This is a genomic window from Gemmatimonadaceae bacterium (genome assembly GCA_035606695.1).
Classification (GTDB): domain Bacteria; phylum Gemmatimonadota; class Gemmatimonadetes; order Gemmatimonadales; family Gemmatimonadaceae; genus JAQBQB01.
This window is the reverse complement of sequence record DATNEW010000023.1, coordinates 79642-104780: the sequence shown is the minus strand read 5'-3', so window position 1 is coordinate 104780 and position 25139 is coordinate 79642. Positions and strand designations below refer to the sequence as shown.

Below are 25139 nucleotides of genomic sequence, written 5' to 3'. Positions count from 1 at the left end.
GGGCGCCGCGGGTTTCGTGAAGGCGGGCTCGTCGCGTAGCTTTCGGGCATGACTACTTCACGCTCCGCTCGTACGCGCTCGCGCGCGCAACGTGTCCGTCGCGCGAGTGCGCCGCTCGTCGCCGTGCTCGCTATCGTCTTGCTCGCCGCCTGGGGCGATGCGGGCCATCGCATGACGGGCGAAGCCGCCGCGCTCGAGCTCCCGCCGTCGATGCCCGCGTTTTTCAGAAGCGCGTCGCGTCAGCTCGGCTACCTCAACCCCGAGCCCGATCGCTGGAAGGATCGTGCGGAACGGACGCTCGATCCGGCGCTCGAGGGCGGCACATCGCCGGACCATTTCATCGACATCGAAATGGTGCCGCCCGCGGTGCTGGCGAATGCGCTCAAGGCGCCGAATCGTTTCGCGTACTCGGACACGCTCGCGGCCGCCGGTGTGAAAGCGTCAGTGTACGGCTTTCTCCCGTTTCGCATGCTCGAGCTCTCGCAGCAGCTTCGCGTCGATTTCCGCAATTGGCGCGCGGCGCCGGATTCGATCAAGCCATGGATCGAACAGCGCATCATCGACGACGCCGGCATCCTCGGCCACTATGTCGCGGACGGATCGAACCCGGCGCACGCGTCCGATCAATACAATGGTTGGACGCGGGCCAATCCGAACGGCTACGCGACCGACAAGCAGTTCCACGCGCGATTCGAGTCGGCCTACGTCGGCGCGAACATCAAGCTTGCCGACGTACTCTCTCGCATGGACACCACCGCGCGCGTCATTCCGGATTTTCGCGCGGCCATCATCAAGTATTTGATGGACAGCAACGCGCAGATCGAGCCGCTCTATCGCCTCGACAAGGTGCATCCATTCAGCGCGACGCAGACCGCGCCCGAAGACAAGGCGTTCACGGCCGATCGTCTCGCCGCCGGCGCCGCGATGCTGCGCGACATCTGGTTCACGGCCTGGGTGACCTCGAAGTAGCACGCGCCCACGCGGCCGGCTCGCGTCCGCAGAGCGTCATCAGCTCGTCGTCCGTCAGCGTCATCCAGTTCTCGGGATATTCCCACAAGCGGCGGACGACGGTGCTGGATTCGCAGATGAGGCATCGCGGCCCGCGCGATCCGGGAACGAGCTGCGCCGCCACTTCGCGTAACGTCCAGACTTCGTCCCCGCGCTCCAGGATGCGCTCGCCAAAACTCGGTTCGGGCATCTACGCGTAAGGAGTGTTCGAGTATAGTCGTGTTGTTCCCCGTCGGCGCACAACGCGCGCCGTGCGAGAGCGAAGGCGCCGAGGAACAGAAAGCCGTTGGAACATGCCTTGCTTTTTCATATGGCATGTCAATCAGTCGATCAAAGAAGCGAATCATGGCGGCGGCCGCGCTCGCCTCCATCGGCGCGTTGGGTACGGCGGCAGTGCACAGTTCCGCAGCCGCCGCGCTCGCAACGCCGTTCGTGCGCGAAGATCCACCGACGAGCCTCGTCGCCGATCTCAGCGAGCGAAAGCTCTACATCAAGGAAGGCGACTCGACCGTCGAGACGTTTCCGGTCGCGGTCGGCAAAGGCAGCAAGCCGACGCCGCAGGGCAATTACAAAATTCGAAAGATCGTCTGGAACCCGGAGTGGATTCCACCCGATCAGCCGTGGGCGAAAGGCAAGACGCCGCAGGCGCCCGGCGCGAAAGCAAATCCCATGAAGCTCGTGAAGATTTTCTTCAAGGAGCCGGACTACTACATCCATGGGACGGGTGAGGTTGAATCCCTGGGCGAGGCCGCCTCGCATGGTTGCTTGCGTATGGATCCCGACGACGCGTACCGTGTCGCGCGGTACCTCATGGAGCACGGCGGACAACCGCAGGACGACAGCTGGTTCCAGCGCGTGCTGCACTTCCGCAGCGAGACCAAGACCGTCATTCTCGACCATCCGATCCCGATGACCGTCGTGGACTAAGAGATCAAAGCACGGCCCCGTCACGAGTTGACCGCGAAGCCTCGCGCGAATTGCTTATCGCCAGCAGTCCGCGACGAGGCTCACCTTTTTTCGCGACGACGATGCAGAACATGCAACCCGAGCTGCTCTATCTGCTGCATGGCGACCCCGCCGAGCTCGCCGAGTCGCTTGCCGGCATGCGCGCGGCGGATGTGGCCGAGGCACTGAATGAGCTGCCGCCGCCCGCCGCGGCGAAGGTGATGGCGGTGCTTCCCTTCGATCTCGCCGCGCAGGCCTTCGACGAACCGGAGCTCGATCGCCGGTACGAGATCGTGGCCGCCATGAACGAGGACGCGGCGCTCGAGCTGATCGAGGCGATGTCCGCCGACCAGCGGGCCGATCTCTTCCGCGAGCTCGCGCCGAAAACGCGCGAACCGTTGCTCGCCGGGCTCGAGCCCGAGACTCGACGCACGCTCGAGATGCTGCTGCGTTATCCGCGAGAGAGTGCGGGCGGCATCATGACGACGGAGTTTCTCTCGGTGCCGTCGGACTGGAGCGTCGCGCAGACGCTCAACTATATCCACGACGTCGCGCGCACGAAGGAAACGGTGTACGCGATCTACGTGCTCGACGACGAGGACCATCTCGTTCGCGTCGTGTCACTCAGGCAGTTGTTGATCTCGGATCCGCGCTCGGCCGTTCGCGAAGTCGGCGACCGCCGCGCGCCGCTCACCGCGAAGCCAGATACGGACCGGGAGGAAGTGGCGCGGATGATCGCGAAGTACAATCTCCTCGCGCTGCCCGTGGTCGACGACGAACGACACGTCCTCGGCATTGTGACGGTGGACGACGTGATCGATGCGATCGTACACGAACAGACGGAAGACGTGCAGAAGTTCGGCGGCGTCGAAGCCCTCGAGGCGCCCTACATGGAAGTCGGATTCGGGCAGATGATCCGCAAGCGCGCGCCCTGGTTGTGCGCGCTGTTTCTGTCGGAGATGCTCACCGCGACCGCCATGCAGCATTTCCAGGGCGAAATCGAGAAATTCGCGATTCTGGCGATGTTCATTCCGCTCGTGATGAGCTCGGGCGGCAACTCGGGTTCGCAGGCGACGTCGCTGATCATTCGCGCGCTCGCGCTCGGCGAGATCAAGTTGCGCGACTGGTGGCGCATCGCGGTGCGCGAGCTGCCGACGGGCCTCATGCTCGGCGCGATTCTCGGCGTGATCGGATTTGCGCGCATCGAGCTGTGGCAGTCGCTTCACATCTTCGACTACGGCGTGCATCACAATCTCGTGGCGCTTGCGGTTGGTCTCGCGCTGGTCGGGATCGTGGCGTTCGGGTCGCTCGCCGGTTCGATGCTTCCGTTCGTGTTGCGGCGGTTGGGCTTCGATCCGGCGAGTGCGTCGGCGCCGTTTGTGGCGACGCTCGTCGACGTCACCGGGTTGGTGATTTATTTCAGCGTGGCGTGGGTGGTGTTGCACGGGACGGTGCTCGGGGGCTGATGGAAAGACCGAATGGAAAGGGCGGGCGCTGTTTCCACTAGCCGTTTCCATTCGCGCTTGCCGTTGCCGGACTCTCCAAGCGCGCGGTGCAGATCGCGCTGCGCCTGCTCGAGCGGCGGAAGCTCGTGGCGCGCGCACAGGCAGCGCGGACGAGCATCGCGAGCTACGAAGGGCTGCGTCCCTGGCGTAGACGCTGAGCCGCCTGCAACGCCTGCGACGGCGCAAGGCGCGTGAGATTCACGACGAGAATACCGGCCAACACCAGTGCGCCGCCGATCACCTGGCCCAGACGAAGTCGCTCGCCGAGCAGCGGCCACGCAAGCAATGCGGTGAGCGGCGCCTGCGCGAGCAGCACCACCGACGACATCGTCACCGGCAAATGCCCGAGCGCGTACGCGACGCAGAAGTGCCCGACGATCTGCGTCGCCAGCGCCAGCGCGATGAGCGACGCCCACGACCGCCCGCTGAAACCCCACACCGGTTGCCGCGCAAGGAGACACACCGGCAGCAGGCTCGCCGCGCCGGCGCACACACACCACGTGCTGAACGTCAGCGTGTCCATGCCGACGCGCGCACGCTGCACGTAGAGGAGATACGCGCCGTAACACACCGCGCCGGCCACCGCGAACGCATCGCCGATACCGAGCCGTGGATGCACGACCACATCTGTTCCGACGATCGACAGCACGCCGCTCAACGCCAACGCGAAGCCGAGCCAGAAGCGAACGTTCGGCCGATCGCCATACAAGGCCCAGGCGCCGATCGCCACGAACACCGGCGAATTCACACCGAGCAGCGTGGCGTTCGCGGCCGACGTGATCATGATCGATGTATTAAAGAATGCGAGATCGGCGGCGAACACCACGCCGGCGAACACCGCGGCGCGCTTCAGTGCCGTGCTCGCGGGTCCGCGCGCCGATCCGCCGCGCGACGCGCGCACGAGATACCACGGCAGCAGCACCATCGATGCGAACAGCAGGCGATAAAACGCCGACACCATGCCGGGCACGCCCGACCACCGCACGAGGATGGCCGACCAGCCGATACCAAACACGCCGACGCCGAGCGCGAGCGAGGCGGCGCGATGGTGCGCCGAGGGAGGGGAGTGCATCGCACTGGAACCTAAGCGCCGAGCCAGGTTAATTCGCGAGCTCGGCCATGATTCGCCATATTGATGCGCTCAATTGGCGCAAATCGTCGTGTGAGGGGTATGCACATGTTTGCATTTTCCGTCTGACTCACCCGACCTACCGACGCCGGGTTCTCTCCCGTATGCGCCTATTCCGTCCGTTCATCGTCTGCGCTCCATTCGCCATCGTAGCGAGCTGTAGCGGCAGCGACTCTACGCCACCCGTAGTTCCTGCATCGATCGCGTTGGTGACCGGCGCCGCCCAGTCGGCGGTTGCCGGACAGAGGCTCGCGACCGCGCCAACCTTCGTCGTCAGCGACGCGAACGGGTCACCGCTCGGCAACGTTGCGGTGACCATCGCGACCAGTGCGGGCAGCGTAAGCGGTGCACCGACGCGGACGCTCGCCGGACCGACGAGCGTCGGCGCGTGGACGTTGGGCGAACACGCCGGCGCGGACACGATGACCGTGTCTGTGCATGGACTCACGCCGCTCGTCATCGTCGCGAACGCGATGCCGGGCGCGGCGGCGAAAATCGTGACGACCGCGCCGATCTCCATAGCGGGACGCGTAGGCGACGTCGGTCCGTCAATCAACGCAAGAGTCACCGACGCGTTCGGCAATCCGATTGCGCTTGCGGCCGTGAACGTCGCGCTGGCCGGCGGCGGTTCGGCGCCATCGAACGTGACGAGCGACGCGAACGGCGACTTCACAGTTTCAGGATGGCAGTACAGTACGATCGCGGGCCAGAACATTCTGACGGTGAGTTCTGCGCAGGCAACGTTGTCGTTCACGGCGACGCTATCGCCGGCCGATCCATCGCAGGTGCTCGTGAGTGGCGCCGATCAGAAAGGCCGCGCGGGTGCCGCGGTTTCGCCGATCGTCGTCAAGGTCGCCGACAAGTACGGCAACGCCATCGCGGGCCGCAGCGCGACGTTCGCGGTGACCGCGGGCGGTGGCTCGATCGCCGCGACGAGCGCGACGGCCGGCAGCGACGGATCCATCGCGATGCCGGCATGGACCCTCGGCCGCACGACCTTGCCGCAGGTCGTGCACGTCGTGTCCGGTACGCTCTCGACCGACGTGAACGTCACCGTCGCGAGCGATTACAAGATCGACATTCGCTTTTTCGGTCCCAACATGACCGACGCACAGCAGGCGTTGTTCACGACCGCGGCCGCGCGGCTGCAATCGATCGTCACCGGTGACATTCCCGACATCGCCGTGAGTGGTCTCGACGTGTCCGCCGCGTGCGGGATGACCGGACTGCCCACGATCAGCGAGAACATCGACGATCTCGTGATCTACGCATCGGTGCAGCCGATCGACGGCGCGGGAAAGATTCTTGCCGAAGCCGGTCCGTGCGTGTTTCGTAATGACGCGCAAGGCGGCTTCAGCGCCGTCGGCGTGATGCTCTTCGACGTCGCGGATCTCGACAAGATGACGGCACAAGGGACGCTGCAAGACGTCATCACGCACGAGATGCTGCACGTGCTCGGCGTCGGCACGATGTGGTCGGCGAAGAATCTCGTCGCCGCGACGGGCACGGTGAACGTTGGTTATTACGGTGCCCTCGGCCGACAGGGTTGTATAGATGATGGCGGAACGAGCACGTGCTTCTCGAACGTTCCCGTCGAGAACAGCGGAGGCGCGGGGACGGCGGACTCGCACTGGCGCGAGACGACGTTCGGCAGCGAGTTGATGACCGGTTACGTGAACCTGGGTGGCATGCCGTTGAGCGCGATCACCGTGGGCAGCCTGTCCGATCTCGGTTACGTGGTGAATCCACTATCGGCGGATCCGTACAGCGTTCCAACGATTGGCGCGAGCGGCGAGCTCATTCCGCTGCCTGGCGCATCGTCGGCATGGGAGCGCGTTACGCCCTCGGCTGTCGTTCTCGGCGCGTCGCCCGGGGCAGCGCCACGATTTATTCGACGATGATGAAAACTTGCGGCGGTGTCGTGCCGTGTTGACCACTACATGGCTCGGAACTTCCGTGACGCGAGTCGCGAACGCGAAACAAGGCGACGCAGCTGAGGTGGGATGGGTTATCGGCGTTTCGAAGACGACACTGGCCGCTTGTGGGAAGCGTGGGAGGTCCATCCCGCGCTGGTGGAGCGTCGCCTCAACGATGACCGTAGGGCAGCGCCGCGACAGACCGCGGAACGGCGGAAGGCAGCCGAAGTTCGCTTTCCCATTCCGCGAGAGCTCGAAGGCGGATGGCTCACGTTTCAGTGTGAAACGGAAAAGCGCCGATTGTCGCCCATCCCCGCGCATTGGATGAGTCTGTCGGATGAGGATCTGGTTCTGCTCGCGCGCACGGCGCGACCGTACCGCGTCACGCCGCCTACCGGCTTTCGCCGGGAGCCGTGAACGGCGCACTGGGCGTCATATATTTCTCGTGTGACCAGTCTCGATCTCTCACCCGACGCCACGGCGACGTTCCCCGGCGACGGAGAGATGGCGGCGCGGTGCCGCGCGATCGATTGGTCGAAGACAGGGCTCGGGCCCGTGGAGCAATGGCCCGATAGTCTGCGCACGGCCGTGCGCACGGCGATCGAGTGTCCCTTTCCGATCAATCTGTGGTGCGGACCGGACAAGCTCCTCATCTACAATGACGGGTACATCCACGCACTCGGCGCGAAGCATCCGCGTGCGCTCGCCCGACCAGGCGCCGAAGTGTGGCGCGAGATCTGGCCGGACATCGCGGCGATGTTCGAATCGATCGCCGCGGGTGGGCCGGCCGTGTATCAGGAGAACGCGCGCTTCGTCATGGAGCGCAGCGATGGACCGCCGGGCGAAGCATATTTCACATTTTCGTTGAGCCCGGTGCGCGACGAGAACGGCGCTATCGTCGCTTTCTTGAACGTCGTGACGGAGACGACACGTCGCGTCACGGCGGAGCGGAATGCGATCGAAGCCCGCGCCCAGGCGGAAAACGCCGAGCGCTATCTCAGGGACATCTTCGCGCAGGCTCCGGCATTCATGGCCGTGGTGCGAGGGAAAGACCACGTCTTCGATTTCGCGAACGACGAATACATTCGCCTCATCGGGCACCGCGACATCATCGGAAAGTCGGTCTACGATGCGATTCCCGAAGTGCGCGACCAGGGTTTCATCGAGTTGCTCGACCGCGTGTTCGAGACCGGCGAGACGTTCGTGGGCCGCGAGACGCCGATCATGCTTCAGCGCACCGCCGGCAGCCCTCCGGAAGAAGCGTTTCTCGATTTCATCTATCAGCCGCTGAGCGACGCGAGCGGAACGCGCATCGGCATCGTCGCGCATGGTTCGGACGTCACCGAGAATGTTCGCGCGCGCAAGGAGATCGAGCGCTTGTGGCACGAGAGCGAAGCCACGCGCGTCGGCGCGGAAGAGAGCGAAGCGCGGTATCGCTTTCTCGCCGAGGCGATTCCCGTGCAAGTGTGGACGGCGACGCCGGATGGCGCGCTCGACTACGTGAGCGATCGGACCGCGCGCTACTTCGGCAAGACGGCGCAGGAAGTCGTCGGCGAACAATGGCTCTCCGTGTTGCATCCCGACGATCTGGAGCAATCGCTCGAGCGATGGCGCGCGTCCCTCGAGTCCGGGCAGACGTACGAGAACGAATTCCGCCTCTGGAGCGCCGAGCATCAGACATATCGGTGGCATCTGGCGCGCGCGGTTCCGCAGCGCGATGAAAACGGCAAGATCATTCGATGGTTCGGCACCAACACCGACATCGAGGAGTCGAAGCGCACCGAGGAGGAGCTCAAGCGCCTGACGCACGAGGCGACGGAAGCGAATCACGCGAAGAGCGCGTTCCTCGCCGCGATGAGCCACGAGCTTCGCACGCCGCTCAACGCGATCGGCGGCTACGCGCAGCTCATCGAGATGGGCGTGCGCGGTCCGGTGACGGAAGAGCAGAAGGTCGATCTGCTCAAGATCCAGCGCAGCAAGAACCATCTCGACGCGCTCGTCAGCGACGTGCTCAACTTCGCGAAGCTCGGCTCGGGGCGCATCGAGTATCGCATCGGGCCGGTGGACGTGCAGCGGGTGGTGCACGGCGTGCTCGAGATGATCATGCCGCAGCTCGCGGAGAAGCATCTGCATCTCGCGCCGTTCTCGACGCCGCGCGGACTCACCGTGACGGCGGACGAAGACAAGCTCCGCCAGATTCTGCTGAACCTCCTCGCCAACGCGATGAAGTTCACGCCGGCAGAAGGCACGATCTCGCTGTGCATCGCGACGCGCGATCATCAGGTGGCGATCGACGTCAGCGATACCGGCATCGGCATTCCGCGCGATCAGTGGGACCGAATCTTCGAGCCGTTCGTGCAGGCCAAACGCGCGCTCAATCCGAGCGATCAGGGCGTCGGCCTGGGCCTGGCGATCAGCCGCCAACTCGCGCGCGCGATGGGTGGCGAGCTCACGGTGGCGAGCGAGGTCGGAAAGGGCTCGACGTTCACCGTGACGTTGCCGCGATTCGCGTCCTGACCTGGATCGGCCAAACTGACTGTTGACTTTTCAGCAACACTGTTGAAAAATCAACATACCGGCATTCTTCACCGGTTCAAACCTCAGCGAGTCCCCGCGTGCCTCTCCCCAAGGACACTCCCACCGATCTGTCGCGCCGCGAGCGCCAGGTGATGGACATCCTCTATCGCCGCGCCGAAGCCACCGTGGCCGAAGTGATGAACGATCTGCCCGATCCACCGACCTACTCGGCGGTCCGGTCGATTCTGCGCATCCTCATGGAGAAGAAGTTGATCACGCATCGCGAGGACGGACCGCGGTACGTGTATCTCCCGGCCGTCGACACCGACGAAGCGCGCGAGGATGCGCTCAAGCACGTCATTCGAACTTTCTTCGACGGATCGGCCGAGCAGGCCGTGACCGCGGTGCTGCGGATGTCCGACGCGAAGCTCAGCGACGCCGAACTCAACGCGCTGGCCGATCGCATCAAGGCCGCGCGGATCAGCGGGAGGTGAGTGCAATCATGACGACGACGCTCTTCCTGGGAATGTCTCCTCTCGTCCTGTTCATCGCGAAAGCGACGCTGGTGTTGATCGCGGGTCTCGTTGCCGCGTTTGCGTTGCGTCACAGTACCGCCGGCGCGCGTCATCTCGTTTGGCTCGCCGTTCTCGTTGGCGTGCTCGCGTTGCCGGTGCTTGGCCGCATTCCGTCGCTGCGCCTGGCGGTGCTCCCGGCGACGATCGGCGACGCGCGCATCGACGCGCCGAGTTTGGCGCCCACCACCTATCAGCCGACGGAGCGTTCGCGGCGAGCGGCCACGAACGATGTGACCGTGGACCCACGCGGTGCAGCGCCGGCCGCCAGTCTCGCGAACGACGTCGGTTCCCCGTCGAAGGTCAACGACGCCGCGACGTCCTCGAGCACATCCACGCCGGCGTCGCTGCTTTCAACTTTGCTCATTGCCTGGGCTGGCGTCGCGCTGTCGCTGATGACGTGGCTCGTCGTCGGCGCGCTGCAGGTGCGACGCATCGTTCGCCGCGGCCACGAAGCGACGTCGCCTGACTGGACCACACCGTTGTGCGAAGTGGCCGATCGCCTGGACCTCGAGGCCGCGCCGCGCTTGTTGTTGAGCGACGACATCGAGATGGCGTTCGCGTGCCGCGCGCTCGAGCCGACGATCGTGTTGCCGGCGATCGCGGAAGCGTGGTCGGACGATCGTCGTCGCGCCGTCCTCTTTCACGAGCTCGCGCACGTGAAGCGCCACGATCTGCTCGGCCACACGCTCGGGCGGCTCGCGTGCGCGCTGTACTGGTTCCATCCGCTGGTGTGGACGGCCGCGAAGAAGCTGCGCGCCGAGAGCGAGCGTGCGTGCGATGACCTGGTGTTGGGCTGCGGCGCGCGCCCGAGCGAGTACGCGCAGCACCTGCTCGACATGGTGACGAGCGTGCGGCGCCATGGCGCGCCGGTGATGGCGATGCCGATGGCGCGCAAGAAAGAATTCGAGGGTCGCATGTTGGCGATTCTCGATCCCGCGATTCGACGCGCGGCACCGGGCCGTGCGCAGGCAGCGCTGGTCGTGGCGTCGCTCGGCGCGCTGTCGTTGACCGTCGCCGCGGCGGCGCCGGTCCGCGCGACGCAGACACCGGACGCTCATCCGCGCACTGCCGCGCGACGGGAGACCGGCCGTCAGCTCGCGGTAGACGCGGCGCAGCTGGATTCGCCCGTAACGCAAGGCGTACGGGATCCGCGTCCGACTCCCAATCCGAGCCCGGACGGAGAGGCGAAGGCCGATCCTCAACCCAACCCCCATCCTGATGTTCGGGTGAACGCGTTCGACCGCAGTGTGGCCGATCTCGCCACGGCGATCGGCAACGCGGCGGGCGGAGCGGCCACCAACATCGTCAAAGGCATTTTCGGCGGCGATGCGCGAGGGAAGGCGATCGACACGGCACGTGTCAGTTTACTCATTAAGGTTTTGCAAACAGATGCGGACGGCTCCGTTCGCCGCTCGGCCGCCTGGGCGCTGCACGACATGCCGACCGAGCGCTCGCGGGCCGCGCTGGCGCAGGCGCTGCGCGACGATCGCGACGACCAGGTGCGCGAGATGTCGGCCTGGGCGCTGTCGGACTTTGAGTCCGAGGCCACGGCCAACGCGCTCGCCGAGGCGGTGCTCAAGGACCGCAGCGCACAGGTGCGCCGCACGTCGGCGTGGGCCCTCGGCCAGTTCGATCGCGCCGGCGGGGCGGACGCGCTGATCAGTGCCGTGAACGACAGCGATCCACAGGTGCGCGAAGTGGCGATCTGGGCGCTCGGCCAAAAGAATTTGACGCGCGCGCCGATCTCCGTCATGAACGCGCTGACGGATGACTCGCGCGCGGTGCGGACGATCGCCGCGTGGACGCTCGGCCAGATCGAGGACACCGCGGCGGTGCGTCCGCTCACGCGCGCCTTCGAAACGGAGAGCGACGACCACGTGCGGACGACGCAGCTGTGGGCGTTGCGCTCGATTGGCCAGGTGCCGAACAGTGTGATCGAGACCGCGATGAAGTCGAGCGATCCCGAGCTGCGACGCCACGGCGTGGCGATGCTGGCCGGCGCGGTCGATCCCTGGCCCTGGCCGTGGCCCTGGCCGTGGCCTCGGCCGATGCCGTGAGTACTTCGGCAGCTCGGGCGTCCCGGGCGGCTCGTCGCCCGGGAGGCTCGTCATCCCGAGCGACGCGAGAGATCTAACCTGAGCGGTCGCGGACGAGCCATCCGCCATGAAACCGTAATATACGTTTTGGTATTGTCGTATTGTAATATGCTGATTTTTCACCATTGGAGTCACCAACAATGCATACGCGCATCCTCCTGCTCGCTCTTCCGTTATCGATGCAGGCGAGCGGCGTCCGAGTGAATGCTGCATCCTCGCCACAGGCCCAAACCGCTGGTGAACGAACGCAGTCCGTTCGCGAGCTGCTTACCGCCGCGCGCGGCGTTCCCGCCGAGATGTGCGCGCTCGCCTCGAACGGCGCTTCCAACGGGGGCGGCCGATGGGACGCGCCGAGCACGTCGATTCAGGCGGATCCGTGGCAGTCGCTTCACGACGCCATGCGCGCCCCGCTCGCCGAGGATGAGCGACGGATACTCGTCGACGGGCTCGCGTCCGACGACGGGTGCGTGCGCCACATGGCGGGAACGCTCATCGGGCGCTCGGGCGACCGCGCGTTCACGACCGAGCTCGGGCCTCGCCTGCAATCGGCGAACGCCGTCGAGCGCGCGGGCGCCGCGCGGGCGCTGGGTCTGCTCGGCGACCGCGGCTCGGTCGACCCGATCGAACATCTGCTTCGCGATGCAGCAGCCGACGTTCGTTCGAACGCCGCCTGGGCACTCGGCCGCATTGGCGATCGTCGCGCGGCGCCGAGCGTCGCGCCGCTCGTGAACGATGCCAACGAGACGGTGCGTCTCGCGGCCGTGACCACCCTCGGACATCTGCAGGCAGCGGACAACGTGGATCTGTTGCTGCGCGTGCTCAAGCAGGATGAAAACACCGAGGTGCGCCGCACCGCGGCGTGGGCGCTCGCGGAGATCGGATCGCGCACCGCGGCCGATGGTCTCGCCGCCGCGATGCACGGCGACAAAAGCGCCAGCGTGCGTGAGATGTGCGCGTGGGCACTCGGCGAGATTCACGCGCGTGATTTCGCCGATGCGCTCGCAGCAGCCGCGAAGTCCGACGACACGCCGTCCGTTCGTGAGACCGCCGCCTGGTCGCTTGGCGAGCTCGGAGTGAAGAAGTCCGCCGACGCGCTGGCCGAGGTGCTTGCGTCCGACAAGGATCCGCGCGTGCGCGGCACCGCGGCGTGGGCGATCGGCGAGTTGAATCCGGGCCGCGCGCCGAAGCAGCTCGTCGCCGCCTTGCACGATGCGGACGACGACGTGCGTCTCAAGGCGGCGTGGGCGCTGAGCGAGATCGGCGATTCCGACGCCGCGACGGCAATCGCGTCGGCGATCAAGTCGGAGCACAACGATCGCGTGCGTGTCGCGCTCGTGCGCGCGGTGGTGGAATCGGGCGATCGCTCGAGCGACGTGTTCAAGGACTTGCTCGATTCAAAGGATACCGAAACGCGTGAGATGGCCGTGCGCGCGTTGGCCGGACGCCGCGGTCCGTGGCCGTGGCCATGGCCGCAGCCTAGGCCGCGACCTTTTCCCTGATCCGCAGCGCGAAGCCGGCGGCGACGATCGACGGTATGGCGAGAACGAGCACGGCGATGCGCGCGCCGAAGAGTGCCGCGAGCCCGCCGTCGATCAGCGCCGCGATGGGGCGCGTACCGAGGAACGCGACGCTCCACAGCGCCATGATGCGCCCGCGTTCCTTGTCCGAGACGCGCAGCTGAAGTTGCGTCGTCGCGCTCGTCTGGCCGAGCAGGTAGCCGAATCCGCCGATGGCGAGCGTCGCGAACGCCGCGCCGAGCGCGGGCAGCAGCGCGAAGCCGATCATCCCGGCCGAGAAGATGACGAGCATGATGGCGATGCGCCGTCCGGGACGATCGGTATCGTGCAGCGGAATCACCGAGCCGAGCACCGCACCCGCGCCGAACGCGCCGATGAGCGCGCCGGCGAACGTGTCAGGGCGGTGAAAGAACTGCGTCGCGAATTGGGGCGTGAGCGTGCTCACGGGATCCATCGTGAGCGACACGGCGGCAACGATCAGCAAGAGGACGCCGAGTGATGAATCGCGGCGCAGAATCTCGAAGCTGTCGCGAAGTCGCGCGCGCGCGGCGTGGCGCTCGGGCTCGTGTTCGACGTGAATGACGAGAATCGCCGCGGCGAAGATGAGATAGGATCCCGCGTTGAGCGCGATCGCCCACGGAATGCCGAGCCGCGCGACGACGAACGCGCCGGCAACGGGTCCGACCGCGCGCGCGAGGTTGAACGTTACGGAGTTCATGGCGATTGCGGCGCCGAGATCGTCGCGCGGCACGAGCGCGGGCACGATCGCCTGCAGCGCGGGCGTCGAGAACGCCGTGGTTGCGCCGAGCAGCAGTGCGAGCCCGAGCACGATGGGCAGTGATCCGAGCTTGATCGCGACGACCCATGCGAGTGCGGCGCTGACGAGTGTGGCACCGACTTGCGTCGCGATGATGAGCCAACGGCGGTTGAATCGATCGGCGGCAGTGCCGGCCCACGGCGCGAGCACGACGACGCCGATGAATTGCGCGAAGTTGACGGCGCCGACCCAGAACGACGACTTGGTGAGGCGATAGACCAGCAACGCCAGGGCGATGTTCTGAAACCACGTCCCACAGTTCGACAGCAGGTTGCCGGCGAAGTAGAGGGCGAAGTTGGGGTGTTTGAGAGCGCGGACAGAGGAACGGCGGGGCATTGGGCGGCGAGTGGGCAGAAAGTGGGCCTTGAGACACGAACGGCGCCAACCCGAACGGCGCGGTTCGGGTCAGCGCCGTTCGGGTCAGCGCCGTTCGGGTCAGCGCCGTCTAACGCGCACTTTCACCGAGTAATCGCGAAATAGAGTACGTATACCCACGAGAGAAACCCATCGATGATCGCCCAGATGAGCGAGTGATGCGCATCCCATGAGATGGCGATGGCGAGCGCCGAGCCGAAGCTCGCACCCGCCTTCGCCACCGACACCGAACGATTCGTGTACGTCGCTCGCTGCTGCTGTTGCTGCGGCGGCTCGCCTTGGTAAATCGGTCCGCTGTGTGCCATGAGTTTTCGAACGTGCTCAGAGCGATGGATGTTTCAGATGCCACTCGGTGTGGATCTGATACTGATGCGCCACGGACAGGATCTTGTCGTCGTTGTACAGATTGCCCGCGAGGACCGCGCAGATCGGCTGCTTGTTGTACGTCACCGGCGGCGCGCTCGTGTCGGCCGGCGCGCCGCGTCCACCGCCGCCGCCGCGACCCGCCGGTGGTGAATCGAACTTGTATGGCACCACCGCGCACGGATGTCCCGTCTGCGCATGCAGGCCGACATCGAAGCCGTTCGCGCCCGGCACGTACATGTCGAAGTCCTTGAGCAGCTCCGCCATCTCCGAGATGAGGATGTAGCGCCGGCGCTGCGCGTTGACGAAGTCGAACCCACGTGCGAATCGTCCGCCGGTCCAGCGCGTGAGCGCCGCCATTCCAGTCGGATTGCCCGGATCACCTCGGCCGGCGCCGCCCGCGCCACCGCCGCCGCCACCGCCACGACCGCCGCGACCGGGTTGCGGTTCGGGGATTGTCGCGAGGTCGATGCCCAACTCCTTCGCCTTGTTCTGCACGTACTCGTCGAAGGCCGCCGCCGATTCAACGCCGAGTCCTCCGCCGCCGCCAGGAATCTGCGGGCGCGGGCCGATCGGCTTGGGTCGAGCGCCCAACTCCGTCAGCTTGTCGACGAACTCCTTCGGCGCATTCGCGTCGACGCCAATGCGCATCGACGCGAGCTTCATCGTCGGATCGAAGTGGAACGGCGTCGTCACGGTCGACGGATCCTTCTCGTCCACGCCGTGAATGACGTTGAACACCATCGCCGCATCTTCAATCGTGCGACAGATGGGACCGACGCGATCCTGCGACCACGCGAGCACCATGCCGCCCGCGCGGCTCACGCGACCGAACGTCGGACGCAGCGCGCTCAAGCCGCACTCACGCGCCGGCGACACGATCGAACCCGACGTTTCGGTGCCGATGCCGAACGCGACGCAGCCCGCCGCCGTCGCCGACGACGGTCCGGCCGACGATCCGCTCGAGCCACGGCGAATGTCCCACGGATTGTTCGTCCGTCCGCGATACCACTGGTCGCCCTGCGCGAACAATCCGGTCGCGAGCTTCGCCATCAACACCGCGCCCGCGTTGCGCAGGCGCTGCACGACCTCCGCGTCCTCGTCGATGACGCGATTCTCGAAGTCCTTCGAGCCCCACGTGGTGCGCACGCCTTTCGTCGCGAAGAGATCTTTCACGCCGTACGGAATGCCGTGCAGCGGTCCGCGATATTTGCCCGCGGCGATTTCCTTGTCGGCCTGCGCCGCTTCGGCGAGCGCCTGATCTTCCATGATCGTGACCGCGCACAAGAGCACGGGATCGAGCCGCTTCATGCGCTCGAGATAGATCTTCGTCACCTGCGTCGACGTCAACTTGCGCGCCTTGATCAGCGCCGACAGCCGATGCGCCGGAAGAAACGCGATCTCGTCGTGCGACGACGGCACCGCGCCGCTCCACGGCTGCACGGTGAACGTGGCGCGCGTGAACACCGACGGCCCGTGCTCGCGCACGAGCTTTTCCATGAGCGCGCCCGTGCCGCCGGGATATGGCTGGAACGTCCAGGACACCGGCTCGCCGTTGCCGAGCGGCGGCGGGGGAGCGGCCTGCGGCGCGTTCGCGCCACCGGGCGCCTGCGCCAGCGCGCGCGCGCCGAATCCGAACGTGCTCGCCGCGGCGGCGGCGAGTGAGAGAAACACGAACTCACGCCGCGCCATGCCGTCCAACTCGAGTGCGTCGGCGGCCAACTCGGCGTCAGTCTCAGCGTCTTGAAGGAGGTCCAACTCGTCGTGGAAAGTCATCAGCGGCTCCGAACGGTCCGAAGGGATGGAGAGGATGGGAGAAGCTCGCGCGCGAAGCGGTGGGCGTCCAGGTTGGGCGTGTAGAAGAGAAGGTTGTCATCCTGACCCTCAGGATGACAGCTTAGGCATTCGCCGAATCCCCCGCCGTATGCGACATCAGCTGGACGTCGTCGCGAGGCGTCCAGCCAAGCCGCATCCAGAACGCGCGCGCCGCGTCGTTGTCGCTCACGACCATCAGGTGGCACTTCATGATCCCGCGCGCCGCGAGCGCGTGCGTGCACGATTCCGCCAGCCGCCGACCGATGCCGCGGCGCCGATGCGTGGACGCCACGGCGAGATGCTGCAAATAACCGCGGCGCCCGTCCGTGCCGCAAAGCACCGCGCCGACGATCGCGCCGTCCTCCTCGGCCACGAAGCTCAAGCCCGGCTGGCGCGCGAGATACGCGGTCAACGGCGTCCGCTCGTCCGCGTCGCGCAAGGTGACGCCGGCGGCGGCGCGCCAGAGCGCCGTTACGGAATCGTAATCAGTATCCTTGAATTCACGAACGCTGATCATTGGCGCGCTGGTGCAGCCGCACCGCCTTGCCGAGCGATTCGACCAGCCCGAGCAGGGCGAGGCCAAGCAGCAGGTGCACGAGCCGCACGGCCCAGTGCGCGCTGCCGACGAGCAGCGTGGTTTGCGCCACGCCGAGCCACGCCACGATGCCGCCGAGCGCGAGCACGAGCAGCGGCAACAATCGCTTTGGCAGCGCGAAGAGCGCGATCAGCGCGATGATCCACGCGTCGAGCACGAACAGCGATCCGAGCGCCGCATGGACCGGCGTCACGCCGCCGAAGCCCACCCAGATCGAGATTCCCAGCAGCACGAGCAGCGCGCCGAGCGTGCGCGCGAGCATCAGCAGTATGGTGACGAGCTTGGACATGCGAAGAACATAGGGCCGAAGCCCGTCATGTCACCAGCGCGGCGGTTGGCCCGTTCCATGCGCACGAGTTCGCAACCCGAACGCGGACAGGCACTGACGCAATGCAGCCAGAACCTCTTCTTCAATGGTCCGATCCCGTCAAGGAATTCATCGGCTTCGTCGCGCTGTTTCTGGGCGCCGGCGCGATCGGGTTCCGGTACTTCGCGCTGCGCGGGTGGGAGATCGAAACCGACCGCGCGTTCTACGACGATGCGGCGCGCCGCGCGGCGAGCCTGGGCCTGGTCGGCATCGTGCTGAGCTCCATCATGGCGCTCGCCGCGCTGCCCGGACTCGCCGCGCGAAAGCATTTGACGGCGACCGCGCTCGCGACGTCGGACACCGCGACGATGATGCAGCTCGGTTTTCTCGCGCTCGCGCTCATCGGATACGGATTGGCGTCGGCGCGCATCAAGGCCGGATGGCCGCTCGCCGCGATCGGTGTCGTCGTCGGCTGGTTGCGACTCGCGCTGCTCGGCCAATGGTCGAAGCTCATCAACTCGATTCACTCGCTGGCCGCGGGCCTCTGGCTCGGAACACTGTTCGTGCTCGTTCTGGCGGGACTGAGTGCGCTGCTCCGCCACGAGCCGACACGCGAACGGCGCGGCGCCATCGCCGCCGACATGGTCAACGGATTCTCGCCGCTCGCGCTGACGATGGGCGGCGTCGTCGTGGTGTTCGGGCTGATCACCGCCTGGCGGCATCTCCACGTGCTGTCGAATCTGTGGTCCACGCCATACGGGTACGCGTTGATCGTGAAGCTCGCCTTCGTGGCGACCGTATTCGGCCTGGGCGCATGGAACTGGCGGCGCCAGCGGCCGACGCTGGGCACGGAACCGGCGGCGAAGAGCATTCGCCGGTCGTCGATGACGGAGCTCACGGTGGCGACGATCGTCCTGGTCGTGACCGCGATTCTCGTCAGCTTGCCGTCGCCGAAAGGATGACGCCGGCCGCCATTAGTATTCTCTCATAGCGCACGTCACGTCCGGCAACGCCCCAGGTGCGCGATCATGGCTTTCCGCGCCATGTCGAGCGCGCCTTGCGGCGTCGATGCGTGCGCCTGGCAGATGCGGTGAATGCCTACGCGGTACGTCGCCGGCGGCTGATGCGGCTTGAGCTTGGTCGAGAACTCGCACGCGATCATGCGGCAGCTTTCGTCCACCTTCACGACCCACGCGCCGCGCAAAAACTCGATGTTGGCGTCCACCGTCCGTTCGACGACGTCGGGGCCCAGCCCCAGACGCCACGAGTCCGCATCCAACGCGAGCGGCTTGCCCGCCACACTCAGATTCTTGCCAAGCGCGTATCGTTCGATCAGCAGCTCTCGATATCGCTTCGCCCCGCCCTCCGTGGTGAAAATTCCCAGAATGGAGTCGTGCGGCCGACCGTCGGTGGTAAGCCAAATCTTCTTCATCGAAGCACCCGAATAAAAGCCGAAGATCAGATTAATGGCCTCCCGGCTCGGAAGGGAAGTGGGCGAACGGACGATGGGAGTTTGGCGCTTGCCTAGCGGGACACCAGGCCAAATTCTACGTTTGCCGGCCTATGCTGAGCGACTACGTCCTGTCGAAAAAGACCGCGCTCGCCGGTCTGCAGTGTCACAAGCGTTTGTGGTGGGAGATCAACGACAACGCCGCCGCGGAATTACGCGAGTCGCCGGCGGTACAGTACCGGCTGCGCGAGGGCACGCAGGTCGGCGCGCTCGCGCGCGAGTACGTGCCGGGTGGGCTGCTGATCGCGGGCGGCAATCGCAGCATCGCGGCGCGATTGGCCGAGACGCGCGCCGCGATGGCGATGCCGAATCTGCGCGTGATCTACGAGGCCGCGTTTCTCGCCGGCGCCACGCTCGTGTTCACCGACATTCTCGAGCGCAACGGCGACGGGTGGAATCTCATCGAGGTCAAGGCATCGACGTCGGTGAGCGCCGCCGAGCACGTGCCGGACATCGCTATTCAGGCAGCGGTGATGCGTGCCGCGGGCGTCGACGTGACGCGCTACGAGATCATGCGCCTCAATCGCGAGTGCGAGTATCCGGATCTCTCCAATCTGTTCGTGCGCGAGGACGTGACGGCTGACGTGCGCGAGCTGCTGGACGGGATCGACGGCGCGCTCGCCGATCTCGTGCGCGTCGCCGGCGAGTCACAGGTCCCCGACGCCGCGACGGGGGATCATTGCTCGAAACCGCGTGCGTGCCCGTTCACCGATCGCTGCTGGCCCGAGCTGCCGCGGCACCACGTGAGCACGCTGTATCGCATTGGCAAGAAGGCGGACACGCTCGTGTCGCAGGGGTATCAGACGATCGATCAACTGCCCGACGACGTGAAGCTCAGCGCGATCGGCGCGCGGCAGCGTCGTGCGGTGCGGCAGGGAGACGTCGTCGTCGAGCGCGACGCGCTCATTCGCGCGCTGTCATCACTCGCTCGGCCGGTGGCACATCTCGATTTCGAGACGGTGCAACCGGCCATTCCGCGCTGGACGGGCTGTCGTCCCTACGATCAGATCCCGGTTCAGCTGAGCTGCCACGTCGTTGATCCTGACGGCCGCGTGCGGCATCACGAATGGTTGTTCGACGGCGAGGGCGATCCGCGTCCGGAGGCGGCGCGCGCGATTCTCGCCGCGTGTCGCGGTGCGCGCACGGTCACGGCGTACTTCTCCACGTTCGAGCGGGATTGCATCCGTCGCGTTGCGGTCGCGTGCCCCGACGACGCGACGGAGTTGTTCGCCATCGCCGAGTCGCTGGTCGATCTTCTGCCGATCGTGCGCGAGAACGTCTATCATCCGGAGTTTCACGGCTCGTTCAGCCTGAAGAAAGTCTTGCCCGCGCTCGTCCCCGAGCTGTCCTACTCCGGACTGGCGATCGCCGAGGGCGAGACGGCGCAGCTCCAGCTCTCGCGCATGATCTTCGAGCGCGGCGCGATGAGCGAGGAGGAGCGCCGCGAGCTTCGCGGTGCGTTATTAGAGTATTGTAAACTCGATACGCAGGCGATGGTGGCGTTGGAGGAGCGTCTGATGCGACTGGCTGTCATCCCGAGTGAAGCGAGGGATCTGCCGTAGCGGTACGAGGGCTGTCCACTCTACCCGGACGTTAGATCCCTCGGTCGCTTCGCTCCATCGAGATGACGGGTCTGTCGCTACTTCGCTACTTACAGAAGTAATCCATCGCCACCTGCGCCATCGAGCCGCCGATCGCCGGGCCAAATCCCGGAATCTTGATCACGTCGCGCTTGACAACCTTCGTCGCCTTCGGATCGCCATAGTAGACGTTCAACTTCGACGCGATCGTGTGCTTCGCGCAGTCGAACATCGCCTCGTGGCGCGACAGGTACCACTTGTCGTTGCCGACGGTGGTCGGCGTGGTGAACGTCACCTGCAGCGTGGCCGACGTGATGCCCTTCGATTTTTTCACGCTCGCCGGATTGAAGGAAACGATGTTGCCGGCCGACGTCTTGCCGATCTCCTTCCAGCCCTTTGACGGCTTTTGCGCGTGCGCCGCGGCGGGCATGGCGACCGCCAGCGACGCGATGGTGTGAAGCATGAGGATTCGCATGCCCACACTATGCGCGATGGCGCTCGTCCTTGTAAGGGCGATTGACAACCCGGCCGCCTCCGGACCCATTTCATGTGACCGGTGTTAACACGGCCGGAGTCTGAACGTCTGTCATGAAACGCCCAAGGATGCGACGGCGAGACCTTGTGATCTCGCTCACGTCCGCCGAGCGTCGCCGTCATATCTTGCAGCCGCTCGAGTCGTTTCGACTTTCATGCCGGGTGAGGACTCCATGGCCACGCCAGCGCCGGACATCGACCGTCCGATCGCGGAACCGTCTGAACGGACGCCGCTGAAGCACCGCCGCTCCTTCGTTTTCTTCGGCGCTCTGGCCGCCGCGACACTGCTTCCGAAACGTCTCCGCGCGCAGGGTCGGTCGCGGCGGCGAAAGCCGATCGAGCCCGCGGCGCCCGTCGACACCGGCGTCATCGAGCCAAGCGAAGACGTCGCCGCCTTCGCCGAGTGGGACACGGGCGGACTGAGCCGCCTCATTCGCCGCGTGACGATGGGCATGACCGCGGGCGACGTGCGCCAGGCCGAGGCGATGGGCTGGGACGGCTACCTGAATCATCAACTCAATTATCAGCGCATCGACGACTCCGTGGTCGAGTCGGCGATCGCCGCCAAGTATCCGCTGATGGCGCAGCCGTCGAGCGTGCTGCGCGCGTCGTCGACGAACGTGAACGACGTCTTCAACCAGCTGCGCGAGTCTACCATCTACCGCTCGGCATTCTCGCAGCGGCAGTTGTATCAACGCATGGTCGAGTTCTGGTCGGATCATTTCAATCAGGACATCGACAAGGTGCAGACCCTGCTCGTCGCCGATCAGCGCGACGTCATTCGCAAGTACGCGATGTCGACGTTCCCGCAACTGCTCAAGGCGAGCGCGCATTCGGCGTCGATGATGGTGTATCTCGATCAGAACGTGAGCAGCTCGAAGGCCCCCAATCAGAACTACGCGCGCGAGATCATGGAGCTCCACACCCTCGGCGTCGACGGGGGCTACACGCAGAACGACGTCGCCGAGTTGTCACGCGTGCTCACGGGGTGGACGGTCAATAACTCGGGCGATTTCGTCTTCAATGCGGCGCTGCACGACACCGGCGACAAGGTTTTTCTCGGGACGACGATCAAGGGTGCGTCGGGCGCGGCCGGCCAGCAGGAAGGCGAGCAGGTGCTCGACATGCTGGTGAATCATCCGAGCACGGCGCGGTTCATCGCGACGAAGCTGCTGCGTTGGATGGTGACGCCCAGCCCGAGCGATGCGCAGGTGGGCGCGATCGCGGCGGTATATCGCGCGACGGGCGGCGACATCAAGGCGATGCTCCGCGCCATGCTCAACGACAGCTGGATTCCGCAGGCGCCGATGAAGCTCAAGCGGCCGTTCCATTTCGCGGTGTCGGCGGTGCGCGCGCTCACGCCGACCGTCTTCTCATTCTCCGCCATCACGACGCAGCTCAACACGCTCGGCCACCTGATTTTCTCGTGGGATACGCCGGACGGATTTCCCGACAAGCTCGAGTACTGGGCGGGCAACATTCTTCCCCGCTGGCAGTTCGGCACGGCGATGTCGCAGTTCAATTCCACGGTGACGCTGGCGGTGGACCTCACGCCCTACAAAGCCGGCTCGCCCGCGAACGCGGTCGATCTGATCAATCAGAACTTCTTTGGCGGCGAGATCCCGAGCGTCACGAGCACGGCGCTGCTCAACTACGCGGGCACGGCGACACTCACCGACGCGAAAACGCGCGAGCTGATCGCGTTGGCGATCAGCGCCAACGCGTTTCAGTGGTACTAGGGTACTAGGCGGTCTTAGGCGCTGACCGGGAGATACGGATCGATGTCAGACGAACTGCACGACGAGAGCTGCGGCTGTCAGGAATACAACGAGTTGTCGCGCCGCAGCTTTCTGGGCGCGGCGGCGACATTTACCGCGGCGTCGATGTTCCCGGCGTGGCTGCCGAAGATCGTGATGGCGAAGAACCATGCGTCCAATCGCGATATCATCGTCTCGATCTTCCAGCGCGGCGGCGCCGACGGTCTGAGCATCGTCTATCCGTTCCTGGACGACGCCTACTATACCTCGCGGCCGACGATCGGCTTCGCGCGTCCGGGCAATGGCTTCGCGTTCGCGCTCGACAACCAATTCGCGATCGCGCCGGCGATGGTGGGCGGCGACGGCACCGGCGGCCTGATGCCGGCGTTCGCCGCGAAGGATCTGTTGATCGCGCACGGCGTGGGCATTCAGACGAACAACACGCGCTCGCACTTCGACGCGCAGCGGTTCATGGAAGTCGGCAAGCCGGCCGATCCAACGATCATCACCGGCTGGCTGGGCCGCCATCTGGCGAGCATTCCGCCGCTCAAACCCGACGCGCTGCTTCGCGGCATTGGAGTCGCGAACGGGTTGCAGAAGACACTCGTGGCGCCCACCGGCGGCACGCTGTTTCCGACGCACACGCTGCCGATCGCCGATCCGACGAACTTCACGATCGGTGGAACGTCGACCACGGCCGCCGCGCGCACGACGATTCTCGAAGGCGATTATCAGGTCGCCGACGAGCCGCTCAAGTCCGCGGCGTTGGACGCGATCAACACCGTGAGCCTGCTCAAGTCGGTGAACTTCACGGGCTACAAGCCGGCGAACAACGTCACGTATCCGACGAGCGCGTTCGGCCGCGCGCTGCGCTCGGTGGCGGTGTTGATCAAGAACGACGTCGGCATCGAGGCGGCGCAGATCGACATCGGCGGGTGGGATACGCATGCGTCGCAGGGCGCCGTCGGCGGCGGTATGAAAACGCTCATGCAAGATTTCTCAAACTCGCTGGCCGCGTTCTACGCGGACGTCATCGCGCCGGGCGGCTTCAACGTCACGGTCATCGCGATGTCGGAGTTCGGCCGCAACGTGCGGGAGAACGCCAGCCAGGGCACCGACCATGGCCGCGGCACGGTGATGTTCGCGATGGGCAACAACATCGCGGGCGGCCGGGTGTTGACACAGAATTGGAAATCGCTCGACCACGCCAACCTCGAGGCCGGGCAGGACCTGGTCGTCGGAACGGACTATCGAGACATTCTGTCGGAGATCGTGCAGAACCGGCTGGGGAATCCGAACCTCGATTTCATCTTCCCGACGTGGCAAGCGAACATGCTCGGTGTGACGCGCTGACCGAGCACGACTGCGTCACTGCACGATGATTTCGCCCGTCATGCCGCCGTGTAGATCGCAGACGTAGTTGAAGTCGCCCTTCGCCGTGAATTGCAGGCTGCGAGTGCCGGAACGGACTTCCGTTGGAATGTCGGGCGGTGCGCCGGCGAGGCGAGGCTTGAACAGTACGTTGTGGCCGAGGTTGTCGGCGGCGACCGCGAAGGTCCAGCGGACGGTGTCGCCGGCGGCAATCGTTTGAGAGGTCGGCAAGAACGTTTCACCGAACGTCGCGATGTCGTAGGTCTTGTTGGTCGATGGCGGCGGAGTCGGCGAGGCAGTGTCCGATCCGCACGACACGGATGCGACGAGCAGCAACGTCAGAGCGGGAGCACGCACGGATGCACGGAAGCAGGAGAGTGAACGCATGATAGACATTGACGCGACTGGACCACGAAGTTTGACGCTCATGCGCATGCGCGCGTTAGTGGCGTGCGTGCTGGCCGGGGCCGTCGTCGGCGTCGTCGCGTGCGGCGGCGACGCACCGACGAGCAGCGGCACGACCACCAGTCCGCCGCCGACAACGTCCCCGGCCGGCACGTACGCGATCTCGACGATCAACACGAAGGCGCTTCCTGTTGCCGTCATCGCGGATTCGGGTTTCACCTGGGAAGTCACCGCCGGCAGCATGGCGCTGACGTCCGACGGAAAGTATCTCGCGGTCGAGACCTTTCGGCAAACGGTGCCGGGCGACGTGTCGGTGTTCGTCGACACCACCACAGGTACGTGGGCGCTGTCGGGCAACGTCGTGACGTTCACCAACACGCTCGACATTCCGCCATCGACGTTCACGGCAACGTGGGCGAGCACGGGCACGCTGACGTTGAGCGAGCTCGATGGGAAGAACACGAATACGTTCGTGTATGCGATACAGAAGTAGCGGGCGTAT

24 protein-coding genes are annotated in these 25139 nt (G+C 65.7%); 14 read left to right on the top strand and 10 right to left on the bottom strand.

Features of this window, described 5'->3' with window-relative positions:
* Window positions 1-48: 48 nt before the first annotated feature.
* Window positions 49-969 carry a hypothetical protein gene (locus VN706_10270; GenBank protein ID HXT16002.1) on the top strand — a complete coding sequence of 307 codons (921 nt, stop codon included), beginning with the start codon at window positions 49-51 and terminating at the stop codon, window positions 967-969.
* On the opposite strand, the gene VN706_10265 is transcribed toward VN706_10270, so the two are convergent.
* A complete protein-coding gene (locus VN706_10265; GenBank protein HXT16001.1) occupies window positions 944-1198 on the bottom strand; it encodes a hypothetical protein in 255 nt (84 codons plus the stop codon). The genes VN706_10270 and VN706_10265 overlap by 26 nt on opposite strands.
* 125 nt (window positions 1199-1323) lie before the next feature.
* On the opposite strand from VN706_10265, the gene VN706_10260 reads away from it, so the two are divergent.
* Together VN706_10260 and mgtE are read left to right on the top strand one after the other, a co-directional pair.
* On the top strand, window positions 1324-1935 hold the full coding sequence (locus VN706_10260) for a L,D-transpeptidase (GenBank protein HXT16000.1): 612 nt from the start codon (window positions 1324-1326) through the stop codon (window positions 1933-1935).
* A 101-nt stretch (window positions 1936-2036) separates the two neighbouring features.
* The gene (mgtE, locus tag VN706_10255; GenBank protein ID HXT15999.1) at window positions 2037-3419 is read left to right on the top strand and encodes a magnesium transporter; all 1383 of its coding nucleotides are present in this window, start codon (window positions 2037-2039) and stop codon (window positions 3417-3419) included.
* Window positions 3420-3582: 163 nt separating this feature from the next.
* Here the strand turns inward: mgtE and VN706_10250 are convergent, their stop codons facing one another.
* Window positions 3583-4530, bottom strand: coding sequence for a DMT family transporter (locus VN706_10250; protein ID HXT15998.1), 948 nt, complete (start codon window positions 4528-4530; stop codon window positions 3583-3585).
* 266 nt (window positions 4531-4796) lie between these two features.
* Here VN706_10250 and VN706_10245 point away from each other — a divergent pair, with 266 nt between their 5' ends.
* The 6 genes from VN706_10245 (at window position 4797) to VN706_10220 (ending at window position 13190) form a co-directional block, all read left to right on the top strand.
* Window positions 4797-6488, top strand: coding sequence for a leishmanolysin-related zinc metalloendopeptidase (locus VN706_10245; protein HXT15997.1), 1692 nt, complete (start codon window positions 4797-4799; stop codon window positions 6486-6488).
* Between the two features lie 102 nt (window positions 6489-6590).
* Window positions 6591-6920 (top strand): hypothetical protein, encoded by a 330-nt coding sequence (locus tag VN706_10240; protein ID HXT15996.1) that lies wholly within the window; start codon window positions 6591-6593, stop codon window positions 6918-6920.
* A 30-nt stretch (window positions 6921-6950) separates the two neighbouring features.
* Complete coding sequence (locus VN706_10235; protein HXT15995.1) at window positions 6951-9020, top strand: PAS domain S-box protein; 2070 nt, start codon at window positions 6951-6953, stop codon at window positions 9018-9020.
* A gap of 98 nt (window positions 9021-9118) precedes the next feature.
* Window positions 9119-9514, top strand: a complete 396-nt coding sequence (locus tag VN706_10230; protein HXT15994.1) for a BlaI/MecI/CopY family transcriptional regulator — start codon at window positions 9119-9121, stop codon at window positions 9512-9514.
* 8 nt (window positions 9515-9522) lie between these two features.
* A complete protein-coding gene (locus tag VN706_10225; protein HXT15993.1) occupies window positions 9523-11652 on the top strand; it encodes a M56 family metallopeptidase in 2130 nt (709 codons plus the stop codon).
* Window positions 11653-11831: 179 nt separating this feature from the next.
* Window positions 11832-13190: a HEAT repeat domain-containing protein gene (locus VN706_10220; protein HXT15992.1), complete on the top strand. Its 1359-nt coding sequence runs from the start codon at window positions 11832-11834 to the stop codon at window positions 13188-13190.
* Here the strand turns inward: VN706_10220 and VN706_10215 are convergent.
* The 5 genes from VN706_10215 to VN706_10195 all read right to left on the bottom strand — a co-directional run bounded on the left by VN706_10215 (window position 13168) and on the right by VN706_10195 (window position 17462).
* Window positions 13168-14361: an MFS transporter gene (locus tag VN706_10215; GenBank protein HXT15991.1), complete on the bottom strand. Its 1194-nt coding sequence runs from the start codon at window positions 14359-14361 to the stop codon at window positions 13168-13170. The genes VN706_10220 and VN706_10215 overlap by 23 nt on opposite strands.
* A 122-nt stretch (window positions 14362-14483) precedes the next feature.
* Complete coding sequence (locus VN706_10210) at window positions 14484-14705, bottom strand: hypothetical protein (protein HXT15990.1); 222 nt, start codon at window positions 14703-14705, stop codon at window positions 14484-14486.
* A gap of 16 nt (window positions 14706-14721) precedes the next feature.
* On the bottom strand, window positions 14722-16539 hold the full coding sequence (locus VN706_10205) for an amidase (GenBank protein HXT15989.1): 1818 nt from the start codon (window positions 16537-16539) through the stop codon (window positions 14722-14724).
* A gap of 121 nt (window positions 16540-16660) precedes the next feature.
* Window positions 16661-17095 carry a GNAT family N-acetyltransferase gene (locus VN706_10200; GenBank protein ID HXT15988.1) on the bottom strand — a complete coding sequence of 145 codons (435 nt, stop codon included), beginning with the start codon at window positions 17093-17095 and terminating at the stop codon, window positions 16661-16663.
* Complete coding sequence (locus VN706_10195; GenBank protein HXT15987.1) at window positions 17079-17462, bottom strand: hypothetical protein; 384 nt, start codon at window positions 17460-17462, stop codon at window positions 17079-17081. The genes VN706_10200 and VN706_10195 overlap by 17 nt, the downstream gene beginning before the upstream one ends.
* Before the next feature lie 101 nt (window positions 17463-17563).
* On the opposite strand from VN706_10195, the gene VN706_10190 reads away from it, so the two are divergent.
* Entirely contained in the window at window positions 17564-18442 is an 879-nt protein-coding gene (locus VN706_10190; protein ID HXT15986.1) for a CopD family protein, read from the top strand.
* Between the two features lie 35 nt (window positions 18443-18477).
* Here the strand turns inward: VN706_10190 and VN706_10185 are convergent, their stop codons facing one another.
* On the bottom strand, window positions 18478-18912 hold the full coding sequence (locus VN706_10185; GenBank protein HXT15985.1) for a hypothetical protein: 435 nt from the start codon (window positions 18910-18912) through the stop codon (window positions 18478-18480).
* A 131-nt stretch (window positions 18913-19043) separates the two neighbouring features.
* Here VN706_10185 and VN706_10180 point away from each other — a divergent pair, with 131 nt between their 5' ends.
* Window positions 19044-20552, top strand: a complete 1509-nt coding sequence (locus VN706_10180) for a DUF2779 domain-containing protein (GenBank protein HXT15984.1) — start codon at window positions 19044-19046, stop codon at window positions 20550-20552.
* Between the two features lie 85 nt (window positions 20553-20637).
* Here the strand turns inward: VN706_10180 and VN706_10175 are convergent, their stop codons facing one another.
* A complete protein-coding gene (locus VN706_10175) occupies window positions 20638-21045 on the bottom strand; it encodes a surface-adhesin E family protein (protein HXT15983.1) in 408 nt (135 codons plus the stop codon).
* A 232-nt stretch (window positions 21046-21277) separates the two neighbouring features.
* Between VN706_10175 and VN706_10170 the strand changes: the two genes are divergently transcribed.
* Together VN706_10170 and VN706_10165 are read left to right on the top strand one after the other, a co-directional pair.
* Window positions 21278-22843, top strand: coding sequence for a DUF1800 domain-containing protein (locus VN706_10170; protein ID HXT15982.1), 1566 nt, complete (start codon window positions 21278-21280; stop codon window positions 22841-22843).
* Window positions 22844-22885: 42 nt separating this feature from the next.
* Entirely contained in the window at window positions 22886-24214 is a 1329-nt protein-coding gene (locus VN706_10165) for a DUF1501 domain-containing protein (GenBank protein HXT15981.1), read from the top strand.
* Window positions 24215-24229: 15 nt separating this feature from the next.
* Here the strand turns inward: VN706_10165 and VN706_10160 are convergent, their stop codons facing one another.
* Window positions 24230-24589, bottom strand: a complete 360-nt coding sequence (locus VN706_10160; protein ID HXT15980.1) for a plastocyanin/azurin family copper-binding protein — start codon at window positions 24587-24589, stop codon at window positions 24230-24232.
* A gap of 28 nt (window positions 24590-24617) precedes the next feature.
* Between VN706_10160 and VN706_10155 the strand changes: the two genes are divergently transcribed.
* Window positions 24618-25130 (top strand): hypothetical protein, encoded by a 513-nt coding sequence (locus VN706_10155; protein HXT15979.1) that lies wholly within the window; start codon window positions 24618-24620, stop codon window positions 25128-25130.
* Window positions 25131-25139 lie beyond the last annotated feature (9 nt).